Raw genomic sequence first — 23,342 nt, 5'->3', positions numbered from 1 at the left:
GGATGGGTTGCTATTGGTTCAGGCCGGCTCGCCGCCAATCACCTGGCGGATACGTTGGGCGATATGCGCCACGTGAGTTTCCAGCGCAAAGTGGCCGGTATCGAGCAGCTCGACGACGGCGTGCGGATTGTCGCGCCTGAAGGCTTCCGCACCCGGCGGAATGAAAAAGGGATCGTTCTTGCCCCAGATAATCAACGTCGGCAGCTGGGCTTGGCGGAAAAACGCCTGAAAGTCGGGGTAGCGCTTCAGGTTGTTGGCGTAGTCGAGAAACAGATCCAGCTGGATGTCCTTGTTGCCGGGGCGCTCCAGCAGCAGGGCATCCAGGTGCCAGGTTTCGGGCGCGACGCGCTCCGGATCTGGCACCCCATGCAGATACTGCCAGCGAATGCCCGCCAGATTCAGCACCGCGTCGTTAACCGCCTGGCGGTTCTCGGCGGAGGCGTCCTGCCAGTAGGCGCGGATTGGCGCCCAGGCGTCGCCAAGCCCTTCCAGATAGGCGTTGCCGTTTTGGGAGATAAACCCGGTCACCCGCTCGGGGTGATTGAGCGCCAGCCGCAAACCGGCCGGCGCGCCGTAGTCGAAGACGTACAGCGCGTAGCTTTCCAGCCCCAGAGCCTCGACAAACTGCGTGAGGGTCTGGCCCAGTGCGTCAAAACTGTAGCGATATTGGCGTTCCGCGGGGATTTCGCTGAAGCCGAAGCCGGGCAGGTCCGGCGCCACCAGGTGGAACTTATCCGCCAGCAGTGGGATCAGTTCGCGGAACTGGTGAGATGAACTGGCGAAACCGTGCACCAGCAGCAGGGTCGGGTTTTGCGGCTCACCGGCTTCACGGTAGAAAACGCGTACGCCGTCGGCATCGGCGTACTGATAGCGTACGGGGAAATGGTGGTTCATGGTCATAATGCGGCTCCCGGTGTAACTGTTAAATGTGTTTTTAAGGGTTACTGACGAGGCTTAGTATGGCGCCATATTGTAACCTGTCAAATGCTTGTTTAATGGTTACGGTGGCGATGTTGGCCGATGGCAAACGAGAAATGATAGAGATATATTATTTAATTCAGTAGGTTATTGGCTAAGGTGCAAGGTTCAGCGCCGAGTAAATAATGTTGTAACTGTTAATTTATTATTTTATGGGTTACTTTATCTGGCATTGATATACGTTGGAGACGTCGATGTCCGCTCATTCCCATAGCGTTGAAGGTCCGCTGTTTGTCGCCGACCATGGCGCGCTTGATTTCTTGAATACGCTGGCGCAGCTGAACGGGCAGCCTTATGATTTTTGGCAGTCCGATGATGATGTCCGCCACTGGCTGGAACAGGCCGGTTTGGCCGCTGCGCCGGACGCGCCGGCATCGACCGACGGCGAGCTGCTGCATGAGGCGCGCCGGCTGCGGGAGGCGATAAGAATTCTGGTTAAACAGAAAAAGGCCGGGGCAACGCCGGACCCGACAGCGCTCAATCGCTACCTAAGCGCCGCCGTCAGCCATCAGCAACTGGTGGCGGATCGACAAGGCGGGCTGAGTATTAAACGCATCTATGACGGTAAAACCCCGACGCGGCTGCTGGCGCCGGTGGCGGAGCTGGCGGCGTCGCTGCTGGCCGACGCGCATTTTGATTTGGTGCGTGAATGTGAGCATCCCGACTGCACGCTGTGGTTTTATGATCGCACCAAATCTCATCGCCGCCGCTGGTGCAGCATGGCACTGTGCGGCAACCGCGCGAAGGTCGCCAGATTTCGTCAGCAGAGGCAGTAAGCTGCCGCCGCACGGTTTGTCCGCTGGGTGATAAAACCGCATCGCTTTGCCGCTGACGCTTGTCCACCGGCACAGGCTGATTCTCCCGCCTTGCATCTTCGTTTTTCGCTTTATTTCAGTCCGTGCCGGAACGCATCCGGCATCGCTAATGGTGAATTCTTTTCAGCACCACATTGAGTTGGACGCTATTAATTATTCGTCTAATCTTTGTAAGGATTAACACCCTTATTCATTTCTGTAGCTATTCTGATACACGCCTCCTTACCTGCAGAGCGGGGGGGAGCCACTTTCTGAGCCTGCAAGCTGAACGGCTGTCGTTGTGAGCACTACTTTATCTGGAGCGGTTAGCGATGGAACTTAACATCAATAATAAGATTTATCAGACCGATGCGGACGCGGATACGCCGCTGCTATGGGTTATCCGTGACGATTTGGCCATGACCGGGACCAAATATGGCTGCGGGTTAGCGCAGTGTGGCGCCTGTGCGGTGATGGTGGACGGCCAGGCCGTGCGTTCCTGCGTGACGCCGCTGGAGACCGTCGCCGGGAAAAAAATCACCACCATTGAAGCGATCGAAAGTGATGATGTCGGCCAGCGTGTGGTGGCGGCGTGGGTCAAACATCAGGTGCCGCAATGCGGCTACTGTCAGTCAGGCCAGGTGATGGCGGCGACTGCCTTGTTGAAGCACAACGCTCATCCCTCGGACGAGGAGATCGCCGCGGCGATGGTCAATCTATGCCGCTGCGGCACCTACAACGCTATCAGCGCCGCCATTCATGAGGTTGCAGGGAAGGGAGACAAGGTATGAACCTACGCGATCACGATCTGGCAGCGCTGGGTGAGCAACCGGTTAATCTTTCACGGCGTCGTTTTCTGTTGGCCGGCGGCAGCCTGGCCGGCGTGCTGGTGCTGGGCGTCGGCTTGCCGGTTGGGCAGGGCCGCGCCCAGACGGCGCAGGCCAGTCCAGCGCCGGGCACGCGGGTGCCGGCATTTCTCGAAATCCGCCCCGATAGCTCGGTGAAATTCCTTTCGCCGTTTATCGAAGGCGGACAGGGAATATTTACCGCCATGGCGCAGATTGTGGGTGAAGAGCTGGACGCCGATCCGGCGACCTTTATCGTCGAGAATGCGCCGGCCGGCTCAGAGTATCAGGTGATGGATAGCGGGATGCGTATTACCGGCGGCAGCCAGTCGGTACGATCCAGCTACAGCACCATGCGTCGTCTTGGCGCGCTGGCGCGGCAGATGCTGTTACAGGCTGCGGCGGCGCAGCTTTCCGTGCCGGTTGAGCAACTGCACACCGAGCCGGGGCGCGTTATCCATGCGCTGTCCGGGCGCTCGCTGAGCTATGGCGAACTTGCCGCACGCGCACGCGATCTGGCGGTGCCGCCGCCGGATTCGGTGACGCTGAAAGATCCCGCCCGGTTCCGTTGGATCGGCAAACCGGTGCAGCGTCTTGATATGCACGAAAAATCGACCGGCAAGGCCGTCTATACCATCGACTGCCGCGTTGACGGCATGCTGCATGCTGCGGTCCAGCATGCGCCGCGGCTTGGTCTGCATGCCGGCCAGCTGCGTAATGAAGAGCAGGTTAAGGGGATGAAAGGCGTGCACTCGGTGCATGTACTGCCGGGAGCCGTTGCCGTGGTGGCGGAGCGCTGGTGGCAGGCGAAACGCGCCGCCGAAGCGCTGCAGGTTGAATGGCTGGAGCCTGACGCGCCGGACGGTAACTATATGCCTGCCGATTTTTCCTCCGAGGCGTTTGCCGCCGCGCTGGCGCAGGAGCCGGGCGAGGGGGAAGATGCGGAGGTGAAGGGCGAGCCGGCGCAGGCAATGTCAGCGGCGCAAACCACGTTGAGCGCAACCTATCACAGCCAGTATCTCAATCATGCCCAGCTTGAACCGCCTTCGGCGCTGGCGCGCTTCAATAACGACGGCACCCTGGAGCTGTGGATCCCGAATCAGGCGCCGGAAATGTTTCAGGCCGACGTGGCCAAACGCACCGGACTGGCCCCTGAAAAAATCATTATCCATTCACCGCTGCTCGGCGGCTTCTTTGGCCGCCATTTTGTTTACGACACCGCGATGGTTTATCCGCAGGCTATTGCGCTGGCCAAAGCGGTTGGCCGGCCTATCAAGCTGATCTGGAGCCGGGAAGAGGAATTCTTGCGCGATACCCATCGTCCGATGGCCGCGGTGCGCTTTCGCGCCGGCCTGGATGCAGAGGGCTATCCCGTGGCGCTGGAGGCTATCAGCATCTGCGAGGGACCGAGCGAAGCGCAGACAGGTAAACACGGCGACCAACTGGATCCCAGCGCGTTAGAAGGGCTGACGGGTAAAGCGTACGCCATTCCTAACGTGCGCATCGCGCAGATCTATAAAAAGGGGCCGGTCCGGCTGGGCTACTGGCGCTCGGTGGGCAACTCAATGAATGATTTCCTCTATGAGTGCTTCCTCGACGAGATCGCCGATAAGAGCAAGCTGGATCCTTTCGCCTTGCGCCTGCATTTATTGCAGGGAAACCAGCGGCTGACGACGCTGCTTAACGCGGTGGCGGAGATGTCGGGCGGATGGCAGGCCGGCCCTTATACCGCGGCTGACGGCAGCCGCCGGGCGCGCGGCGTGGCGATGGCCTCGCCGTTTGGCAGCGAGGCGGCGGCGATTGCGGAGGTGTCCATCGAACAGGGCCAGGTAAGGGTGCATCAGGTGTGGGAGGCGATCGATCCCGGCAGCATCGTGAACCCGGCTATCATCGAGGCGCAGGTTAATAGTGCGGTTGCTCTCGGGCTGTCTCAGGTGTTGCTTGAGGAGAGCGTGTATGAGAAAGGGCAGCCGGTGGCGCGCAACTACGATATGTACCCGATTCTACCGCCGTCGCGCATGGCGCAGGTGCAGGTACGCATTATCGAGAGCGGCGCCAAAATGGGCGGCATCGGCGAACCGCCGCTGCCCGCCATACCGCCGGCCGTGGCGAATGCCGTCTCCCGCCTGACCGGCGAGCGGATCCGCAGCATGCCGCTGTCGCGTTTTAACTTTAGCTGAGCCGCAGGCGCTATAGGGAAAGAACCATGAAACTGAAAAGGCTTGGCCTGATAGTGGCCGGTTTGGTGGGTGCCGCCGCGGTGGCGACCGTGTGGCTGTTGCGCACGCCTGCCTCTACGTTTGATCATGCGCCGGCTGGCAAGCCGGCAGACTCCGCCGATTTGATCCGCCAAGGGGAGTATGTCGCCCGGCTCGGCGACTGTGTGGCATGCCACAGCACGCCGGACGGCGCGCCTTTCAGCGGCGGCCTGGCGATGGCGACGCCGGTCGGCAAAATCTACACCACCAACATTACGCCGGATGACGAAACCGGCATCGGGCGCTATACGCTGGCCGATTTCGATCGTGCGGTGCGCCATGGCGTGGCGCGCGACGGCCATCGTCTGTATCCGGCGATGCCGTTTCCTTCCTACCAGAAGCTGAGTGATGAGGATGTGGCGGCGCTGTATGCCTTTATGATGCAGGGCGTTAAACCGGTATCCCGCCAGAATAGCCCGACGGAGATTCCGTGGCCGCTGAATATGCGCTGGCCGTTGGCGCTGTGGAGCGCGGCGTTTTCCCGCGGCGGGCCTTATCAGGCGCAGGAAAGCCAGAATGCGCTGTGGAACCGCGGCGCGTACCTGGTGGAAGGGCCGGGGCACTGCGGCAGTTGCCATACGCCGCGCGGGCTGGCCTTTAATGAGAAGGCGCTGGACGCCGGCAGTCAGGACTATCTGGCCGGTGCGCTGTTGGACGGCTGGTATGCGCCGAGCCTGCGTAACGATGCCAATACCGGCATCAGCCGCTGGAGCGAAGAGGACGTGGTGACATTTCTGAAGCAGGGGCGTAACCAGCACGCCGTGGTGTTCGGCTCAATGACCGATGCGTTCAATAACTCAACCCAGTTTATGAGCGATGACGATCTGCGTGCGATCGCCCACTACCTGAAGGCCTTGCCGCCCGGCAGTAACAACCGCGGCAGCGCCTGGCAATATCCGCAGGGCACTGCAACGGCCAACAGCGGGAATCATCCCGGCAGGCAGACGTATATGGCGCGCTGCAGCAGCTGCCACGGGGCAGACGGCCGCGGTCAGACGCCGTGGATCCCACCGCTGGCCGGCGCGACCTCAATGCAGGTTGACGCCTCATCTTCCATCAACGTAGTGCTGAACGGCTCTGCGCGCATAGTGGCGCACGGCGTGCCCGATGCCTATCGCATGCCGCCGTACCGTAAACAGCTTACCGATCGGCAGACCGCCGAGGTGCTGAACTTTATCCGCACCTCGTGGGGGAATCAGGGCGCGGAGACGGATGCCAAAGCGGTGGGAGAGCTGCGTGAGAAGACCGATCCCGCCAGCAGCAGCGTTATTATCCTGCAGATGCGCTAGGGGGGATTGTAGGCAACAACTGGGATAAAGGCCGACGGAAGCAACAAGACGGAATAGATGAAGTTCCATATAATGATATGAGCTATTAATTCGTACCCACACAAACCATAGGAAACGTATGGGTTTGTGTGGGGGGGGAAATAAGAGTTTTACTGTGTTCTCCTATAGGTGAGGAGGGATAGGTTCACTTTCCCAAGAGTAGTTGGTGCTTAAAACACCATCCCCATTATCTTTAACATATACAATAAACCTAGAGCCTATAGGACTATTGCTGATTTCCTTCGAGCATCTATGGATTTTAGTTCCTTGAGGATATTGTTGCCTATTATCAACGACTACAATTTTTTTTCCATTCTCATCTTGGCTTACAACAACATTAACTCTTGGATATTTGCTATATGCTTCTTTAGCTTGGCTATTATCCTGAATGAACGTGATGATACCTTTGGTCTGAGTGAGTTCAAGAGCTTTTAATGCTCTCATTAAACTAATTTTAGAAAATAGTGGTAAGTTTTCAGACAACCCCTGTGGGTCCTTCCTTGTTATTATCCCAAATTCAACTTTGTAATTTTTACTATCTATAGCGCTAGTGAAATTTGTAAGGTTCTCATGGTTGGTTTTTTCTGATACTAGGCTCTTCAGGTTTTCTCGACAGCACTCTTCGAGTATAAGTAACTGTATTGAGTTCACTCCTTGGTTAAAAAGATGGCTGAGTTGAGATGACCTAGAAGATATTTTAATATGATGAAATACGCATTCGTTATCAGGAGTGAATCTGATTATATCGCATGGTTCTATTTGTGAGTGTCCATCTGGGCTTATATCAGTTTGATCTAGGCATATATATATATCTGATCCTTCACAAATATCTTCATTGTATTTTTCTTCACTATATCTTTTTTTGTTAGTTCTCAGATCGATGACATCGTGATTATAAGGTGGTAATTCGGTTAATTGACACCTTTGGTTTATATATTCCTTAAGCGTATATAGGTAATCACCATCAACTTTATACCACTCACCTTCGCATAAATGATAGACAATATTCTCACCGTCGATCTTTACGTCATAAATGAGGCTCCGATATATACTATATGTTTTTGTAACATTCCCCTCTTGGTTGCATAAATTCATTGAAAAATCATTCAATGCATTGATGTCCAAATTTGCAATATTCATACCGTCAAGGTAATCGTAAAATTCACTTAGACTAATATCAGTGTAAATTTTAGAAATCCCTTTTCTTCCCTTGAAGATACAATTAATATTGTCCCCGTAATCCACAATGTCTGGTATTGATAATGATAATTCATTATCATTATTTATGAATGCTCTTAAAAGTGACTCATCGAGTCTTGCGATTTTTTGTGGGTCTTTTTCCGGTCTTATTTTTTGGATGTTCGGAAATGACTCTAAATAATCATCGCTTGAATATAAATCAAGCAGTTGTTCGCATAACCCTACAAGTTCATTTGGAGATAAATTAATCCCAACCTTTAAGTTAGTCGTTCCTGTTGCATTTTTGAAAATGTCTTTATACTGATGCTTGACTTTCCCAGTTAAGCTTTTTAGTATTTCGCTATTGCTATCGAAGTCTAAATAAGTTAGATCACTGGTTATGGGAACCTGCATTCTTTTTCTTCTGGCCGATCCTGGATCAACGATATCTGCGCTCTTTAGTTCATTTGGTTCAAGGCTATTGAGGGTTACTTTTAATCCAAAATCGTACTCATACGACACATCGAGTAAATTATGATAGACATGTCCAAAAGTTAAAGCGAAAAACCTATCTCTTATAGGGATAAATATTATGGCTCCTTTACTTTCTTGTCTTAAATTTCCATTGATAGAAAAATAACTAACCCACCATGGGGTTGTACTATCTTTGTCTGAAATAAATAATGAAGCGCCTTGTGGTAAATTCTCAGCTTGATAAGCATCTATGAGTTGATTATCTGGTTTGAGAGAGTTTTTTGCGTCATAGCCTAATTTAAGTAAAAAAATTGAGAAAGTTCTAGTTTTCATCTTATTTTAGTCCTTTAATAGATGTGCTTATTGAGATTACTAAATCTTACACATTTGTTAAGTCTCCAGTTCGTGAACTATGACCAAAGTCAAACTTATCGCTTCCCAGTACTGCGTGGCGTGGATACGTGTAGCTTCACAGGTGTGATGATAGAACTAAATTCAGGCTTCCCGTAGATCGCTTTATCTCCGGTATCTTCCTCTGGTTGTACTGTCTAATCCTATAAAAAATCCACGCAATTGCGTGGATTTTATAAGGATTAATCGCTTTTCTCAGGCATTTTGCGATGCCATATGACTTAGACGTTAAACAAGAAGTTCATCACGTCGCCGTCTTTAACGATGTACTCTTTACCTTCCGAGCGCATCTTGCCGGCTTCTTTCGCGCCTTGCTCACCCTTGTAGGTAATGAAATCATCAAAGGCGATGGTCTGCGCGCGGATAAAGCCTTTCTCGAAGTCGGTGTGGATCTTGCCGGCCGCCTGCGGGGCGGTAGCGCCGACCGGGATGGTCCAGGCGCGCACTTCTTTGACGCCGGCGGTGAAGTAGGTCTGCAGGTTCAGCAACTGGTAACCGGCGCGGATCACGCGGTTCAGGCCCGGCTCTTCCAGACCCAGCTCGGCCATAAACTCGTCGCGCTCTTCGTCGTCCAGTTCGGCAATGTCGGACTCAACGGCGGCGCAGACGGCAACCACTACGGAGCCTTCAGCGGCGGCGATTTCACGCACTTTGTCGAGGTACGGGTTATTTTCAAAACCGTCTTCGTTCACGTTGGCGATGTACATGGTCGGCTTCAGCGTCAGGAAGCTCAGGTAGCGGATGGCCGCTTTCTCTTCCGCGCTCAGATCCAGTGCGCGCAGCATGCCGGCGTTTTCCAGGTGCGGCAGGCATTTTTCCAGCGCCGCCAGTTCGGCCTTGGCGTCTTTGTCGCCGCCTTTGGCTTTCTTCTGGATGCGGTGCATGGCGCGTTCACAGGTGTCCAGATCGGACAGCGCCAGCTCGGTGTTGATCACGTCAATGTCCGACGCCGGATCAACCTGGCCGGAAACGTGGATGATGTTGTCGTTTTCAAAGCAGCGCACTACGTGGCCGATCGCTTCGGTTTCGCGGATGTTGGTCAGGAACTGGTTACCCAGGCCTTCACCTTTGGAAGCGCCTTTCACCAGGCCCGCGATATCGACGAATTCCATGGTGGTTGGCAGGATGCGCTGAGGCTTGACGATCTCGGCCAGCTGGTCCAGACGCGGATCGGGCATCGGAACCACACCGGTGTTCGGTTCAATGGTGCAGAACGGGAAGTTGGCTGCTTCGATACCCGCTTTGGTCAACGCGTTGAACAGGGTGGATTTGCCTACGTTTGGCAGGCCGACGATACCGCATTTGAATCCCATGTTGTAATCACCTTAAATATCTTAACTAACAGCCAGTTAGCATTAACTGGCCGCATAAAGGGCAGAATAATTGCGTTATTATACACGTAATGCGCATCTATCACGATCCCGGCGTTAGGTCTGAGAGTTTTGCTTACGAAGTTTGTGTTGAGATCTTGCTCACGTTTCAACATACTGCTCATTATCTTTAACCAACCGGAAACGTGCGGATGTACTTCTTGCCTACGCCACCCTGAGTTTTCCCGCCTGTTTACTCTCTTTGTAACAGCATTGGCCTGGTGCCAGCGCTGATGTTTTTCGCTGCCTGCTTCAGGCATGCACAGTTGTTGCACTCTCAGACTATCTGGACAATTTATGTTTAACCTGAACAACCTCAGGCTGGCGGACATCAAGAATGAAGTCCTGGCCGGCTTTGTTGTCGCAGTATCCATGATCCCGGAAGCCGTCGGCTTCTCTCTGGTCGGCGGGCTGTCGCCCATCGTCGGCCTGCATACCGCTTTTATTATCGGCCTGACCACGGCGCTGTTCGGTGGCAAACCGGGTATGGTGTCCGGCGCGGCCGGCTCCATCGTGGTGGTGTTAATGAGCCTGTCGGCCCAGCACGGTATGGATTACGTACTGTGGGCGACCCTGCTTGCTGGCGTAATTCAAATTCTGATCGGCGTTTTCCGCCTGGGCAAATTTATTCGTCTGGTGCCGTTGCCGGCGATTCACGGTTTCGTCAACGGGCTGGCTATCGTGATTATGCTGGCGCAGCTGCATATGGTCGCCGGGCAGGGGCCGCTGATGTATGGTCTGGTGCTGCTGGCGATTTTGGTGGTGGTGTTTTTCCCGCGTCTGACCAAGGCGATCCCGTCATCGCTGGCGGCGTTGATCGTGGTGTCGGCGCTGGCGATCGGCCTGGGACTGAATACGCTGCGGGTGGGGGATCTGGCGGATATCTCTGGCAGCCTGCCGCACTTTAGCCTGCCGATGGCGCCGTTTACGCTCGATATGCTGAAGGTGGTGTTGCCATATGCCGTGATTATCGCGCTGGTCGGTTTGATCGAATCGCTGTTGACCATGACGGTGCTGGATGAAATGGGTAATAGCAAAGGTAATGGCAACCGGGAGAGTATCGCCCAGGGGACAGGGAACGCTCTGTGTGGGCTGTTTGGCTGCTTTGCCGGTTGTGCGATGATTGGGCAGTCGATCATTAACTTCACCTCCGGCGGCCGCAGGCGCATCTCTGCGGCGGTTGGCGCGGTGTTGCTGATCCTGTTTGTGGTCAGCCTGTCATCCTATATTGGTTATATTCCCGTTGCCGCGCTGGCCGGGATTATGCTGGTGGTGTGCTATAACACCTTTGAGTGGAGCTCATTACGCCGCTTAAAAAGAATGCCGAAAGAGGATGCCTTTATTCTGCTTACCGTTACCCTGATTACGGTATTCGCAGATTTGGCCGTGGCGGTGATCAGCGGCGTAATTATTTCGGCGTTGGTGTTTGCCTGGAAACAGGCGAAAATATCTATTCGTGATAAAAAGGAAGAAAACAACACCGTTATTTATTCTTTAGCGGGGCCGCTGTTTTTTGGCTCCACCACGGATTTTGCCGAACTATTCGACCCGATAAACGATCCGGCGCTGATTATTTTAGACTTTGCGCAGACAAGGGTGATGGATTCCAGCGGGGTTGAAGCAATTGATAAGCTTACTGCACGCTATCTGGCGGCCGGTAAGACGGTGCGCCTGCGTCACCTAAGCGCTGACTGCGTCAGTTTGCTGAAGCAGGCCGGTCCGTTCTGTCTCCATGAGCTTGACGACCCCACCTACCGCGTAGCGGCGGACTGATACCCCAAACCCCAATAATAAATGTTATTGGGGTTTTTTCTAAGTCTAATCTGTCAAGAAAATAATCATTTTCTATTTATTGCATCGTCGACGATAAACTTTTTTGTAAAGTTTTGGATGTGATTTATGGTTGTGTCCGTTGAGGGCTTGGCTATTTTCAGCTTTTCATTTTTCGGTGCCTGAGGGGGATATCAAGGAGGATAGGCTAAATGAATGGGATATTTATTTATATAGCGCCAGGTTTATCAATTCTATCGTTACTTTCTTTTTCACTGCACAGTCGTAAGAGGCTGAAGAGAAAGCCTGTGCAGCGTCATTTGTTCAGAAAAAAGCGCCGTTTCCTACGCCGACGCCTGGGTGTCGATGGGGGATCGCCTGGCTGATATCACATCTGCGCTCATCTCCGGTGCAGTGAAGCATCATGCCTGTGCCACCTCTGTATGGCGGAAAGCAAAGTCAGGCTGCGCAGCAATCATGCAGCCTGACATAGGACTTAGCTGCCGGCTTTAAACGCGTGCAGACGGTTCATGGCCTTGGTCATGCCGTCCTTTAACAGCACTTCGGTGCAACGCAGCGATTCATCGATGGCGTCATCGATCAGGCTCTGTTCGCTGGCCGGCGGTTTACCCAGAACGAATCCCACCACTTTGTTGCGATCGCCCGGGTGGCCGATGCCAATCCGTAGACGATAAAAGTTCGGGTTATTCGCCATCTTGCTCTGAATATCTTTTAAACCGTTATGACCGCCGTTGCTGCCGCCCAGTTTCAACTTGGCGATGCCTGGCGGCAAGTCGAGCTCATCGTGGGCGACCAGGATCTCATCCGGCTGGATGCGATAAAACGACGCCATGGCCGCGACGGCTTTACCGCTCAGATTCATAAAGGTGGTTGGCACCAGCAGGCGAACGTCGTTCCCGGCCAGATTCAGGCGTGCGGTATAGCCGAAGAATTTGCCTTCCTCTTTCAGCGGCTGGTTATGGCGCTGCGCCAGTTGATCCACGTACCAAGCGCCAGCATTGTGGCGCGTTTGCGCATATTCGGCGCCGGGGTTGGCCAGGCCGACAATCAATTTGATACTGCTCACGGAGAAATTCGCTATGCTCAAAATAATGGAAAGGGCATTAGTCTACCTTCCGCGGCGCCGAATGACAAAACGCGTCGTATCCGATGATAAATCGGCGTCAATTACTTGCAGAAGTTAATAATGCAATTGAGTTATAGTTCAAGTTCAGAGGGATATGTGCCGCTAAAGTAAAGAATTGTCAGTATTAATTGCACATCTGTGATCGCCAGCGCAATACCCTTGCTGCGGGAGTGTCTATAATTAATTCATCAAAGGGAGTTAACAATGACTTATTCATCCCGCTGGCATTTAGCGCTATGGAGGTGACATATGAAACGTAAAAACGCAGATGTGATTGGTAACGTTCTGATGGGGCTTGGGCTGTTGGTGATGATTGGCGGCGTTGGCTATTCCATTGTCGCTGAGGTTTCGCAGTTCAATTTGCCGCAGTTCTTCTCTCACGGGGCGATATTCAGCATATTTATTGGTGCCCTGTTGTGGCTGGCCGGCGCGCGTATCGGCGGACGCGAACAGGTTGCAGATCGCTACTGGTGGGTAAAACACTTCGACAAGCGTTGCCGCAATAGCCAGCACCACCATTCATCGCATTAGTCATTGCGTTGAGGAGACCGGTTGACTGCAAGGCGTGGTGACGCGTAATCAGGTTTGACGCTATGAACGCTTTAACATAGAAAACCCGTTGTTGCTGGCGCTTCAACGGGTTTTTCTTTTACTGCGTCTGGCTAGCTTCTACATCGGCGCGGCATGCCCGCGCCGACGGAGAATTAATGCTCGAACATCGCAGAGATTGACTCTTCATTGCTGATGCGGCGGATGGCTTCTGCCATCATGCCGGACAGCGTCAGAGTACGTACGTTTTTCAGTGCCTTGATTTCTGGCGACAGCGGGATGGTGTCGCAGACGATCACTTCATCAATCACGGAGTTCTTGATGTTGTCCACGGCGTTGCCGGAGAAGATCGGGTGAGTCGCGTAGGCGAATACGCGCTTGGCACCGCGCTCTTTCAGAGCTTCTGCCGCTTTACACAAGGTGCCGCCGGTATCGATCATGTCATCGACCAGGATGCAGTCGCGGCCGGCAACGTCACCGATGATGTGCATGACCTGAGAAACGTTGGCGCGTGGACGACGTTTATCAATAATGGCCATATCGGTATCGTTGAGCAGCTTGGCGATCGCACGGGCGCGTACCACGCCGCCGATATCCGGAGAAACGACGATTGGATTTTCCAGGTTCTGTTGCAGCATATCTTCCAGCAGAATCGGGCTGCCGAACACGTTATCAACCGGCACGTCGAAGAAGCCTTGGATCTGTTCAGCATGCAAATCCACGGTCAGCACGCGGTCAACCCCGACGCTGGACAGGAAGTCGGCAACCACTTTGGCGGTGATTGGCACACGCGCCGAGCGTACGCGACGGTCCTGACGGGCATAGCCGAAGTAGGGGATAACGGCGGTGATGCGGCCTGCAGAAGCACGCCGCAGGGCATCGACCATCACAACCAGTTCCATCAGGTTGTCATTGGTGGGTGCGCAGGTGGACTGGATGATGAAAATATCACCACCGCGTACATTTTCGTTGATTTGCACGCTCACTTCGCCGTCGCTAAAACGACCTACAGCGGCGTCACCAAGGCTGGTGTACAAACGGTTGGCAATACGTTGTGCTAGTTCCGGGGTGGCGTTACCAGCAAAAAGCTTCATATCAGGCACGAGAAGAACCTCAGGCTTGCGTCCAGAGAAGATGCTATTGACGGCCGGCCAGCCTCAAGGGGCTGTTGAGCATGGCTGCCGCAATAGACATACGGGTATGTAAAACTTATGAGGCGTAGTAGCGCAGGGATACAGGGCCGAATAACACGGGCCCTGCGCAACGAAACGTCGAGCTACGACTCAAATTTGCCCGGAACGGGTACGATGTAGTGGTGAAATATTAACGCCACGCGCTACAAAACCACGCAACCACGCCGGGGCTTGATTTAACACCTGGCGGGCTTCGGACTCGGTGTTGAACTCTGCAAACACACAAGCACCTGTGCCGGTCAGGCGTGACGGCGCGTATTGTAACAGCCAAGAAAGAAGCTGTTCAACCTCGCGAAAACGTTTTCTTGCGATCGGTTCGCAATCATTGGCGTACGGTAATTGCAACAGTTCATTTAACGGCCGCACCGGCGTGTCGCGTTTCAGTTCAGCATCGCCGAAAATCAGCGGCGTGGGAATGCTGACGCCGGGGTGGGCGACCAGGTACCATTTTTCCTGCGGGTCGGCGGTCTGCAACCGTTCACCGATGCCCTCGGCGAACGCGGCGTGGCCGCGTACGAACACCGGCACGTCCGCGCCGAGGCTCAGCCCCAGTTCGGCCAGTCGTTCATCGCTGAGGCCGCACTGCCACAGGCTGTTCAGCGCCACCAGCACCGTCGCTGCGTTTGACGAACCGCCGCCCAGACCGCCGCCCATCGGCAGCACTTTCTCTATGCTTATGTCGGCGCCGCGCGGCGGCGTGGCGATCTGCCGTTCATCGCAGTAGCACTGCAGCAGGCGCGCGGCGCGTACGATCAGGTTATGCTCATCCTCCACGCCGTCCACCGGCGTCAGCAGGCGGATTTGCTCGTCCTGACGCGGGGTGATGGTCAGCGTGTCGCCGTAATCGAGAAACTGAAATAGCGTCTGTAGCTGGTGGTAGCCGTCTGCGCGACGGCCGGTGATATATAAAAACAGGTTTAACTTTGCCGGCGAGGGCCACTGCTGAATCATTTGAGCGTCCAGTTATCCATTTTCAGCTTGATGCGTTGGTCGCCCTGTTGCAGCTCAAGACGGCTTGGCAGCTGGGGCTGAGTATCGCTGTTATAGTCCTGATAGCTGACTTTCCAGCTCAGGCCTTCCTGCTGGTAATTCAGTTTGCTCAGGCGGTAGCGGTCATCCAGGGTAAAGTCGGTGGCTTCCCCGGGCAGGCCGAGCATCCACTGGCGCAGATTGTTCATTGGGATCGCCATGCCGGTCATCTTGCGGATCATCTCCTCGGCGTTATCACTGACGTAGCGCTTGCCCTGATTATCGGTCAGCTGCACCACGTTTTTCTGCACGTTCAGCTCCAGCTCGGTGCTGCCGAGCGGGTTGGTCAGCAGCAGGCGGTAGCGATCCGCCGAATATTGCTGCCAGAAGAAGCGGGCGTAGACCTTTTTGCTGTCGGACAGGTAGGCGAAAGCGCCGCGGGTCTGATACTGGTTCAGCTGCTGCACCGCCTGCTCATGGGCGCGCCATTCGGGAGACGTTGGGCTAGTGGCCGGGCCGGTCGGCCGGGTCGTGGTACAGGCCGCCAGCACCAGGCTGGCCAGCGGGATAAGGCGTAGCAAACTGACTTTGCGGATAGGCATAACGATTTATTGTCCTTTTGTCCTGGCGGGCTGACGTTACGTCACCCATTTTTGCCACCACGCTAACGGCACGGGCGCGCAGCGTCAATACTCTGCTGCAGCGCGTCCGGGTCAGAGCGGACGGATGCTCATAGTGTACGCGGAGATGGACGGAAGGATGTAGCAAGAAGATGAAAAATGCGGTTTTTTCTTAGAAACGGGGCGCCGCGCCGGCAAGGCGGGCGCCCGTACGATCAGAAGTCGTAACGCAGACGTACGACGGTCATATCGCCAAGTTTGTCGGTGCTGGAGGTGAACACGTGCTCCACATCGGTACGGAAGCCGTAGTCGAACTGGAAGGTGATACCGAGGCCGTTATCGATACGCTGATAGTTGCGGCCGCTGACGTATTCCAGGCGGTCGCCCATCACGTAAGGGGTGACGGATTTCAGCGCATACTGACCCACCGGCGCGGTGTAGCCGGCGTAGTATTCAATACCCCAGGCGTCGCCGGCGAAGTAATTGTGCACGTCGGTCTGCTTGGTGGTCAGGAAGTTATTGTACCAGCCGCCGCCGAAGCTGAAGGTCCAGTTGTCAGGCTTCCAGCTCAGCGCGGTGCCCAGAATGTTCTGGTCGTAGGTTTTGCTGTCGCCGCCGGTCGGGTCACGCATCTCCGCCCGGGTGTAGTTCCACGCGGTGCCCCAGGTCAGATCGCGGGTCAGGTGGTAATCGACGCCCAGTGAGCCGCCGCCTTTACGCTTGTAGCGCAGGCCGTTGCCCGGCAGGTAGTCGCTGTCGTTGAACAGGTAAGAGGCGTATACGTCGGCATCGCCGAAGGTCTGCTTGTATTTCAGCATTTTGCGGGAACGGTAAGAACCGTCGTAGTCGCCGTTGATGCCGTTGCCCGGCGCCTGGGCCAGCATATCGTAGTCCCAGATATCGGTTTTCGCGCCGACCACATCATAATAAACGCTGTTTTGCTGGCCGAAGGTCAGCTGGCCCCAGGTCTTGCTCTTCAGACCGGTGTACAGCATACGGCGGCTGGTGTTGTTGGCGCCGTCGGCGTAGTGGCTGTCCCAGTCGAACAGGGCCGGGATGTTGACGCCCAGTTCGTAGTAGCTGATCCAGCTGATGTCGTCGAACAGGTAGTAGTCAGCGGCGAAGCGGAAACGGGTGCCGCCGTCGAAGCCGTTGCGTTTGTAAGAGCCTTTATCGCCGTCGCCGGTCATCATATTGAACTGCGGACGGATGCTGCCGCCGACGGTGAAGTTGAGGCGGCTCAGCGGATCGCCGGCCTGCGGATCCTGCTTCAGTAAGGTGATTTCCGCTTGGGCGGCAAAGGCGCTGCAGCCGGCGATCAGGCCGACGGCCACGCCGCGTGCTAAACGACTCATTTTATGTGCCATATCCATACCTGCTTTTTATATTTATACAATTTTTAATTCCGACGAATGGCACGTATCGATGCGCAAACCATCCGCGGCGTCTTTTATAATGCATTATCGTTTCGGGAGCCGATGATATCCGGGCAGAAGCGATAAACCGCTATTATTCGCTATGTACGAATTTATACGGCGCGGAATTATGCGAATAGCCGGACAGAAATTCAATAATAACAGTTGGGAAGATTGCCAATGGTTATAATCATAACCAACTATTGATTAACGTTCGTACAGGTTCAGCGACAGAGGCTTTAGCGCGGCGAATTTTATCTGGCCGGCAAAAAGCGCTAAACTAAGCATAACTTGCGATCGTTACCTGATGTCATCGGCCAACGGCGTCGATTCTTTAGTTCTGATCGTCATTATAAATTAATGGTTTGTTTTTAAGCGGTTGTTTGATGTGTAGCGGCGATGGCAGCGATTGGGCGTAAGATGCGCTTGTTGCTTTTATTGATGCCGCGCATCAAGTAGAATGCCGTCAACGAAACCCGTACCAACAGAAGTATTACTTGAAGCAATGACCCTGCTTGCCTTAGGCATTAACCACAAAACCGCTCCGGTTGCTTTGCGGGAAAAGGTCACCTTTTCTCCAGAGAGCATTGATCAGGCGCTTAATAGCCTGCTCCAGCAGCCGCTGGTGCAGGGCGGCGTCGTGCTGTCCACCTGCAACCGCACCGAGCTGTACCTCAGCGTGGAGCAGCAGGAGCATATTCACGAGCAGCTGGTGAGTTGGCTGTGCGAATACCATCAGCTGAGCCCGGAAGAGGTGAAAAAGAGCCTGTACTGGCATCATGACAATGATGCGGTCAGCCATTTGATGCGCGTTGCCAGCGGCCTGGATTCACTGGTGCTGGGCGAGCCGCAGATCCTCGGTCAGGTGAAAAAAGCCTTTGCCGAATCCCAGCGCGAACAGTCGCTGTCCGGTGAGCTGGAGCGCCTGTTCCAAAAATCCTTCTCCGTCGCCAAGCGCGTGCGTACCGAAACCGAGATCGGCGCCAGCGCCGTTTCCGTGGCGTTTGCCGCCTGTACGCTGGCGCGGCAGATTTTTGAATCGCTGGCGGATTTGAACGTGCTGTTGGTGGGGGCGGGTGAAACCATCGAACTGGTGGCGCGCCATCTGCGTGAACATCAGGTCAAGCATATGATTATCGCCAATCGCACCCGCGAACGTGCGCAGCTGCTGGCGGATGAAGTCGGGGCCGAGGTGATTACGCTGCCGGAAATCGACGCGCGTCTGGCCGATGCCGATATCATTATCAGTTCCACGGCCAGCCCTCTGCCGATCATCGGTAAGGGCATGGTTGAGCGGGCGCTGAAAGCGCGCCGCAACCAGCCGATGCTGCTGGTGGATATCGCCGTTCCGCGCGATATCGAACCCGAGGTCGGCAAGCTGGCGAACGCCTATCTGTACAGCGTTGACGACCTGCACGCGATTATCCAGAACAACCTGGCGCAGCGTAAGGCGGCGGCGGTGCAGGCGGAGTCCATCGTTCAGCAGGAAAGCACCAATTTTATGGCCTGGCTGCGCTCGCAGGGCGCGGTGGAGACCATCCGCGACTACCGCTCGCAGGCCGATCAAATCCGCAGTGAAATGGAAGCCAAAGCGTTGGCCGCCATTGCGCAGGGGGCCAACGTGGAGCAGGTCATCCATAAATTGGCTCACAACCTGACCAATCGTCTTATTCATGCCCCTACCAAATCCCTTCAGCAGGCTGCCGGCGACGGCGATGTGGAGCGGTTACAAATATTACGCGACAGCCTCGGGCTGGATCAGCACTAGTTTCTCTCTATTTACAGGGTTTAAAACCACGCATGAAGCCTTCTATTGTTGCCAAACTGGAAGCGTTACAAGAGCGCCATGAAGAAGTGCAGGCGCTGCTCGGCGATGCCGGCGTTATTGCCGATCAGGACCGGTTCCGGGCGCTGTCGCGCGAATATGCGCAGCTGACCGATGTCAGCAACTGCTTCCTGCAGTGGCGTCAGGTGCAAGACGATCTTGCGACCGCCGAGATGATGCTGGAAGACCCGGAAATGCGCGAAATGGCGCAGGAAGAGATCAAACAGGCCAAAACGGTGACCGACGAGCTGGAGCAGCAGCTGCAGCTGTTGCTGCTGCCGAAAGATCCCGACGATGAGCGCAGCTGCTTCCTCGAAGTGCGCGCCGGCACCGGCGGTGACGAGGCGGCGCTGTTCGCCGGCGATCTGTTCCGCATGTACAGCCGTTATGCCGAGGCGCGCCGCTGGCGGGTCGAGGTGATGAGCGCCAACGAAGGCGAGCACGGCGGTTATAAAGAAGTGATCGCCAAAGTTTCGGGCGAGGGCGTATATGGCCTGCTGAAGTTTGAGTCGGGCGGCCACCGCGTGCAGCGTGTGCCGGAGACCGAATCCCAGGGGCGCATTCACACCTCGGCCTGCACCGTCGCGGTGATGCCAGAGGTGCCGGAAGCCGAACTGCCGGACATCAACCCCGCCGCTCTGAAAATCGACACCTTCCGCTCCTCCGGGGCCGGCGGTCAGCACGTTAACACCACCGATTCGGCGATTCGTATTACCCACCTGCCGACCGGCATCGTGGTGGAGTGCCAGGACGAACGTTCACAGCATAAGAACAAAGCGAAAGCGATGTCGGTGCTGGGCGCACGTATCCGCGCCGCCGAAGTGGCCAAGCGCCAGCTGGAGGAGGCGTCAACCCGTCGCAACCTGCTCGGCAGCGGCGACCGTTCCGACCGTAACCGCACCTATAATTTCCCGCAGGGCCGCGTGACCGACCACCGCATTAACCTGACGCTCTACCGGCTGGACGAGGTGATGGAAGGGAAGCTGGATATGCTGATCCAGCCGATCGTGCAGGAATATCAGGCGGACCAGCTGGCTGCGTTGTCCGCCGAGCAAGAGTGATGGATTATCAAGGCTGGCTGAAGGCCGCCGCCGCGCGGCTGACGGAGAGCGACAGCGCCCGGCGGGATGCGGAAATTCTGCTGGGTTTTGTCACCGGTCGCGCCAGAACCTATCTGCTGGCGTTTGGTGAGCGCAGCCTGACTTCGCAGGAGATCGCGCAGCTGGAGGCGTTGTTGATGCGCCGGGCGCGCGGCGAACCGATTGCCTATCTGGTGGGCGAGCGCGAATTCTGGTCGCTGCCGCTGTCTGTTTCCCCCGCAACCCTGATCCCACGGCCGGACACCGAGTGTCTGGTCGAACAGGCGTTAGCGCGCCTGCCTGCAGGCGGTTGCGCCATTCTTGACCTGGGCACCGGCACCGGCGCCATTGCGTTGGCGCTGGCCAGCGAACGTCCTGATTGCACGGTAACCGGCGTGGATTTCCAGCCCGAAGCTGTGGCGCTGGCGCGCCATAACGCGCAAAAACTGGCGATTGCCAATGCGCAGTTCGTACAGGGCAGCTGGTTTGCGCCGCTGGCCGGACAGCGTTTCCAGCTGATTGCCAGTAACCCACCCTATATTGACGCCGCCGATCCGCACCTGTCGCAGGGGGATGTCCGCTTTGAACCGGGCAGCGCGCTGGTGGCTGAAGAAAACGGCCTGGCAGACCTGCGTACCATCGTGCGTCAGGCGCCGGCGCACCTGTTGCCGCACGGCTGGCTGCTGCTGGAACACGGCTGGCAACAGGCGGCCAGCGTGCGTGAGCTGCTGGCCGAGGCGGGCTTTAGCGCCGTGGAGAGCTGCCGCGACTACGGCGGCAATGAACGCGTAACGCTGGGGCAGTATCTGCCGACGCAAGAATAATCACTGGAAACAAAAGGGAACGATTATGGCCGCCTACGCCGCGTTGAAAAATTTGCATCTGCTGACGGTAACCATCAGTATTGTTTTGTTTGTATTGCGTTTTTTCTGGAAATGGCGTGATTCGGCGATGATGAACCGGCGCTGGGTGAAAATAGCGCCGCATATTAATGACACCGTGCTGTTTCTGAGCGGTATTGCGCTGGTGGTGACGTTCCAGTTTTATCCGCTGCTGGGTATGGACTCCTGGCTGACCGAGAAGCTGTTTGGCGTTATTATCTACATCCTGCTTGGCTACGTCGCACTGAGCAAGAACGTCCGCAGCGCGGGGTTACGCACGTCGGCATTTATTCTGGCTTTAGGCTGCCTTTACCTGATTATTAAACTTGCCACGACGAAGATACCGTTTCTGATGGGATACCTATGAGTAGCATTGCTGATTTCGAATTTAATTCCTCAACGCTGAGCGCAGGCGTCATCTTGGTGTCTCAGCGTGTGCGGCGTGATTTCCCCGCCGTCGAGGTGGCGCGCCAGCTGCAGCGATTGTCGGAAGAGGCGCGGGCGGCGGTGCCGGACGACCTCAGCCAGGAGCAGCAATTAGAAGCACTCATTGAGCTGTTTTACCACACCTGGGGGTTTGGCGGGGCGAGCGGCGTTTACCGCCTTTCCGACGCCATCTGGCTCGATAAGGTGCTGGAAGGCCGTCAGGGTACGCCGGTATCGCTGGGCACCATCTTTTTGCACATCGCTCATCAGCTCGGTTTACCGCTGATGCCGGTTATTTTCCCGACCCAGTTGATCCTGCGGGCCGACTGGATGGATGATGAGATGTGGCTGATTAATCCGCTTAACGGCGAAACGCTCAGCGAGCATACGCTGGAGGCCTGGATTAAAGGCAATCTGGGGTTGTCCGCCGAACTGGAAGATGACGACCTGGACGAAGCGGAAAATAATATGGTGGTGCGCAAGATGCTGGATACGCTGAAGGCCGCCCTGATGGAAGAAAAGCAGATGGAAATGGCGCTGCGCGCCAGCGAAACGGTGCTGTGTTTTGACCCGGATGACCCCTATGAGATTCGTGACCGTGGTCTGATTTATGCGCAGCTGGACTGCAACCACGTGGCGATTTCCGACCTCAACTATTTTATCGAGCAGTGTCCGGAAGATCCGGTCAGCGAAGTGATCAAAGTACAGATCCACGCGATCGAACCCAAACAGGTGACGCTGCACTAATTTTGGCGACTTACCCTCAATAAAGGCGAAAGCATGAAACAGAAAGTGATTAGCATTGGCGACATCAACGTAGCGAACGACCTGCCGTTTGTGCTGTTCGGTGGTATGAACGTGCTTGAATCGCGCGATTTGGCGATGCGCATCTGCGAACACTACGTCACGGTGACGCAAAAGCTGGGTATCCCTTATGTCTTCAAGGCCTCGTTTGATAAGGCCAACCGCTCTTCCATTCACTCTTACCGCGGGCCGGGCCTGGAAGAGGGGATGCGTATTTTTGAAGAGCTGAAGCAGACCTTCGGCGTGAAAACCATTACCGACGTGCATGAGGCCGCCCAGGCGCAGCCGGTGGCGGAAGTGGTGGATGTGATCCAGCTGCCTGCGTTTCTGGCGCGTCAGACTGACCTGGTGGAAGCGATGGCGAAAACCGGCGCGGTGATCAACGTTAAAAAGCCGCAGTTCGTCAGCCCGGGCCAGATGGGCAACATCGTGGAGAAATTCAAAGAGGGCGGCAACGACCAGGTAATTCTGTGCGATCGCGGCAGCAACTTTGGCTATGACAACCTGGTGGTCGACATGCTGGGCATCAACGTGATGAAGAATGCCACCGGCGGTCATCCGGTGATTTTCGACGTGACCCATGCTCTGCAGACCCGTGACCCGTTTGGCGCGGCCTCCGGCGGTCGTCGCGCTCAGGTTACTGAGCTGGCGCGCGCCGGGATGGCGGTGGGTCTGGCCGGTCTGTTTATTGAGGCGCACCCGGATCCGAACAACGCGAAGTGCGACGGCCCATCGGCCCTGCCGCTGGATAAACTGGAGCCGTTCCTGGTACAGATGAAGGCGATTGACGATCTGGTGAAAAGCTTCCCGGAACTTGATACCAGCAACTGATTTTCAGCTGCCTGAATGGAAAAAGCCCGACATGACGTCGGGCTTTTTTATTGCTGGCGTTGAGCCGGATTCAGACCGCTGCCAAATGAGCACGCTGAGTGATACCTGCCAATCCTGTCGCGGGGGCTGGCAGGGGAATAGTTTTTAGGTCGCTGATGTTAAAACCCGCAGCTGATTTTCCCGGTAAATACAGATT

Annotated in this window: 20 protein-coding genes; 12 read left to right on the top strand and 8 right to left on the bottom strand. The window is 55.6% G+C overall.

What is annotated here, in order from left to right; translation table 11 throughout:
- Positions 1-18: 18 nt before the first annotated feature.
- Positions 19-900 (bottom strand): alpha/beta hydrolase, encoded by an 882-nt coding sequence (locus D781_RS12340; RefSeq protein WP_015672665.1) that lies wholly within the window; start codon positions 898-900, stop codon positions 19-21.
- 272 nt (positions 901-1,172) lie between these two features.
- On the opposite strand from D781_RS12340, the gene D781_RS12335 reads away from it, so the two are divergent.
- The 4 genes from D781_RS12335 (at position 1,173) to D781_RS12320 (ending at position 6,164) form a co-directional block, all read left to right on the top strand.
- The gene (locus D781_RS12335) at positions 1,173-1,754 is read left to right on the top strand and encodes an ABATE domain-containing protein (protein WP_015672664.1); all 582 of its coding nucleotides are present in this window, start codon (positions 1,173-1,175) and stop codon (positions 1,752-1,754) included.
- 350 nt (positions 1,755-2,104) lie between these two features.
- Complete coding sequence (locus tag D781_RS12330; RefSeq protein ID WP_015672663.1) at positions 2,105-2,563, top strand: (2Fe-2S)-binding protein; 459 nt, start codon at positions 2,105-2,107, stop codon at positions 2,561-2,563.
- Entirely contained in the window at positions 2,560-4,797 is a 2,238-nt protein-coding gene (locus D781_RS12325) for a xanthine dehydrogenase family protein molybdopterin-binding subunit (protein WP_015672662.1), read from the top strand. The genes D781_RS12330 and D781_RS12325 overlap by 4 nt, the downstream gene beginning before the upstream one ends.
- Positions 4,798-4,823: 26 nt before the next feature.
- Entirely contained in the window at positions 4,824-6,164 is a 1,341-nt protein-coding gene (locus D781_RS12320) for a cytochrome c (protein WP_015672661.1), read from the top strand.
- A 162-nt stretch (positions 6,165-6,326) separates the two neighbouring features.
- Here D781_RS12320 and D781_RS22780 read toward each other — a convergent pair whose 3' ends face one another.
- Both D781_RS22780 and ychF read right to left on the bottom strand, forming a co-directional pair.
- On the bottom strand, positions 6,327-8,189 hold the full coding sequence (locus tag D781_RS22780) for a TIGR04141 family sporadically distributed protein (protein WP_015672660.1): 1,863 nt from the start codon (positions 8,187-8,189) through the stop codon (positions 6,327-6,329).
- A 299-nt stretch (positions 8,190-8,488) separates the two neighbouring features.
- Complete coding sequence (gene ychF, locus D781_RS12315; protein ID WP_015672659.1) at positions 8,489-9,580, bottom strand: redox-regulated ATPase YchF; 1,092 nt, start codon at positions 9,578-9,580, stop codon at positions 8,489-8,491.
- Between the two features lie 354 nt (positions 9,581-9,934).
- Between ychF and D781_RS12310 the strand changes: the two genes are divergently transcribed.
- Entirely contained in the window at positions 9,935-11,410 is a 1,476-nt protein-coding gene (locus D781_RS12310) for a SulP family inorganic anion transporter (RefSeq protein WP_015672658.1), read from the top strand.
- A 493-nt stretch (positions 11,411-11,903) separates the two neighbouring features.
- Here D781_RS12310 and pth read toward each other — a convergent pair whose 3' ends face one another.
- Positions 11,904-12,494 (bottom strand): aminoacyl-tRNA hydrolase, encoded by a 591-nt coding sequence (pth, locus tag D781_RS12305; RefSeq protein ID WP_041412128.1) that lies wholly within the window; start codon positions 12,492-12,494, stop codon positions 11,904-11,906.
- 309 nt (positions 12,495-12,803) lie between these two features.
- On the opposite strand from pth, the gene ychH reads away from it, so the two are divergent.
- Positions 12,804-13,085, top strand: a complete 282-nt coding sequence (gene ychH / locus D781_RS12300; protein ID WP_015672656.1) for a stress-induced protein YchH — start codon at positions 12,804-12,806, stop codon at positions 13,083-13,085.
- Positions 13,086-13,258: 173 nt separating this feature from the next.
- Here the strand turns inward: ychH and prs are convergent, their stop codons facing one another.
- The 4 genes from prs to D781_RS12280 form a co-directional block, all read right to left on the bottom strand.
- Positions 13,259-14,206, bottom strand: a complete 948-nt coding sequence (gene prs / locus D781_RS12295; protein ID WP_015672655.1) for a ribose-phosphate diphosphokinase — start codon at positions 14,204-14,206, stop codon at positions 13,259-13,261.
- Positions 14,207-14,386: 180 nt separating this feature from the next.
- A complete protein-coding gene (gene ispE, locus D781_RS12290; protein ID WP_015672654.1) occupies positions 14,387-15,247 on the bottom strand; it encodes a 4-(cytidine 5'-diphospho)-2-C-methyl-D-erythritol kinase in 861 nt (286 codons plus the stop codon).
- Positions 15,244-15,867, bottom strand: a complete 624-nt coding sequence (gene lolB, locus D781_RS12285) for a lipoprotein insertase outer membrane protein LolB (protein WP_015672653.1) — start codon at positions 15,865-15,867, stop codon at positions 15,244-15,246. Before lolB ends, ispE begins: the two co-directional genes overlap by 4 nt.
- A gap of 233 nt (positions 15,868-16,100) precedes the next feature.
- Positions 16,101-17,252 (bottom strand): autotransporter domain-containing protein, encoded by a 1,152-nt coding sequence (locus tag D781_RS12280; protein WP_015672652.1) that lies wholly within the window; start codon positions 17,250-17,252, stop codon positions 16,101-16,103.
- 553 nt (positions 17,253-17,805) lie between these two features.
- On the opposite strand from D781_RS12280, the gene hemA reads away from it, so the two are divergent.
- Genes hemA through kdsA form a run of 6 tightly spaced genes read left to right on the top strand, consistent with a single transcriptional unit; the run spans position 17,806 to position 23,146 of the window.
- Positions 17,806-19,068 (top strand): glutamyl-tRNA reductase, encoded by a 1,263-nt coding sequence (gene hemA / locus D781_RS12275; protein WP_015672651.1) that lies wholly within the window; start codon positions 17,806-17,808, stop codon positions 19,066-19,068.
- Positions 19,069-19,100: 32 nt separating this feature from the next.
- Entirely contained in the window at positions 19,101-20,186 is a 1,086-nt protein-coding gene (gene prfA, locus D781_RS12270) for a peptide chain release factor 1 (protein WP_015672650.1), read from the top strand.
- Positions 20,186-21,028: a peptide chain release factor N(5)-glutamine methyltransferase gene (prmC, locus tag D781_RS12265; RefSeq protein ID WP_015672649.1), complete on the top strand. Its 843-nt coding sequence runs from the start codon at positions 20,186-20,188 to the stop codon at positions 21,026-21,028. The genes prfA and prmC overlap by 1 nt, the downstream gene beginning before the upstream one ends.
- Positions 21,029-21,050: 22 nt before the next feature.
- Complete coding sequence (locus D781_RS12260) at positions 21,051-21,452, top strand: SirB2 family protein (RefSeq protein ID WP_199557162.1); 402 nt, start codon at positions 21,051-21,053, stop codon at positions 21,450-21,452.
- Positions 21,449-22,258: an invasion regulator SirB1 gene (sirB1, locus tag D781_RS12255; protein ID WP_015672647.1), complete on the top strand. Its 810-nt coding sequence runs from the start codon at positions 21,449-21,451 to the stop codon at positions 22,256-22,258. Before D781_RS12260 ends, sirB1 begins: the two co-directional genes overlap by 4 nt.
- A 33-nt stretch (positions 22,259-22,291) precedes the next feature.
- Positions 22,292-23,146 carry a 3-deoxy-8-phosphooctulonate synthase gene (gene kdsA / locus D781_RS12250; protein ID WP_015672646.1) on the top strand — a complete coding sequence of 285 codons (855 nt, stop codon included), beginning with the start codon at positions 22,292-22,294 and terminating at the stop codon, positions 23,144-23,146.
- Positions 23,147-23,342: the final 196 nt, after the last annotated feature.

The organism is Serratia sp. FGI94 (assembly GCF_000330865.1).
Classification (GTDB): domain Bacteria; phylum Pseudomonadota; class Gammaproteobacteria; order Enterobacterales; family Enterobacteriaceae; genus Serratia_B; species Serratia_B rubidaea.
Note: the sequence above shows the minus strand (reverse complement) of the source record. Positions and strands in the feature narration are given on the sequence as shown.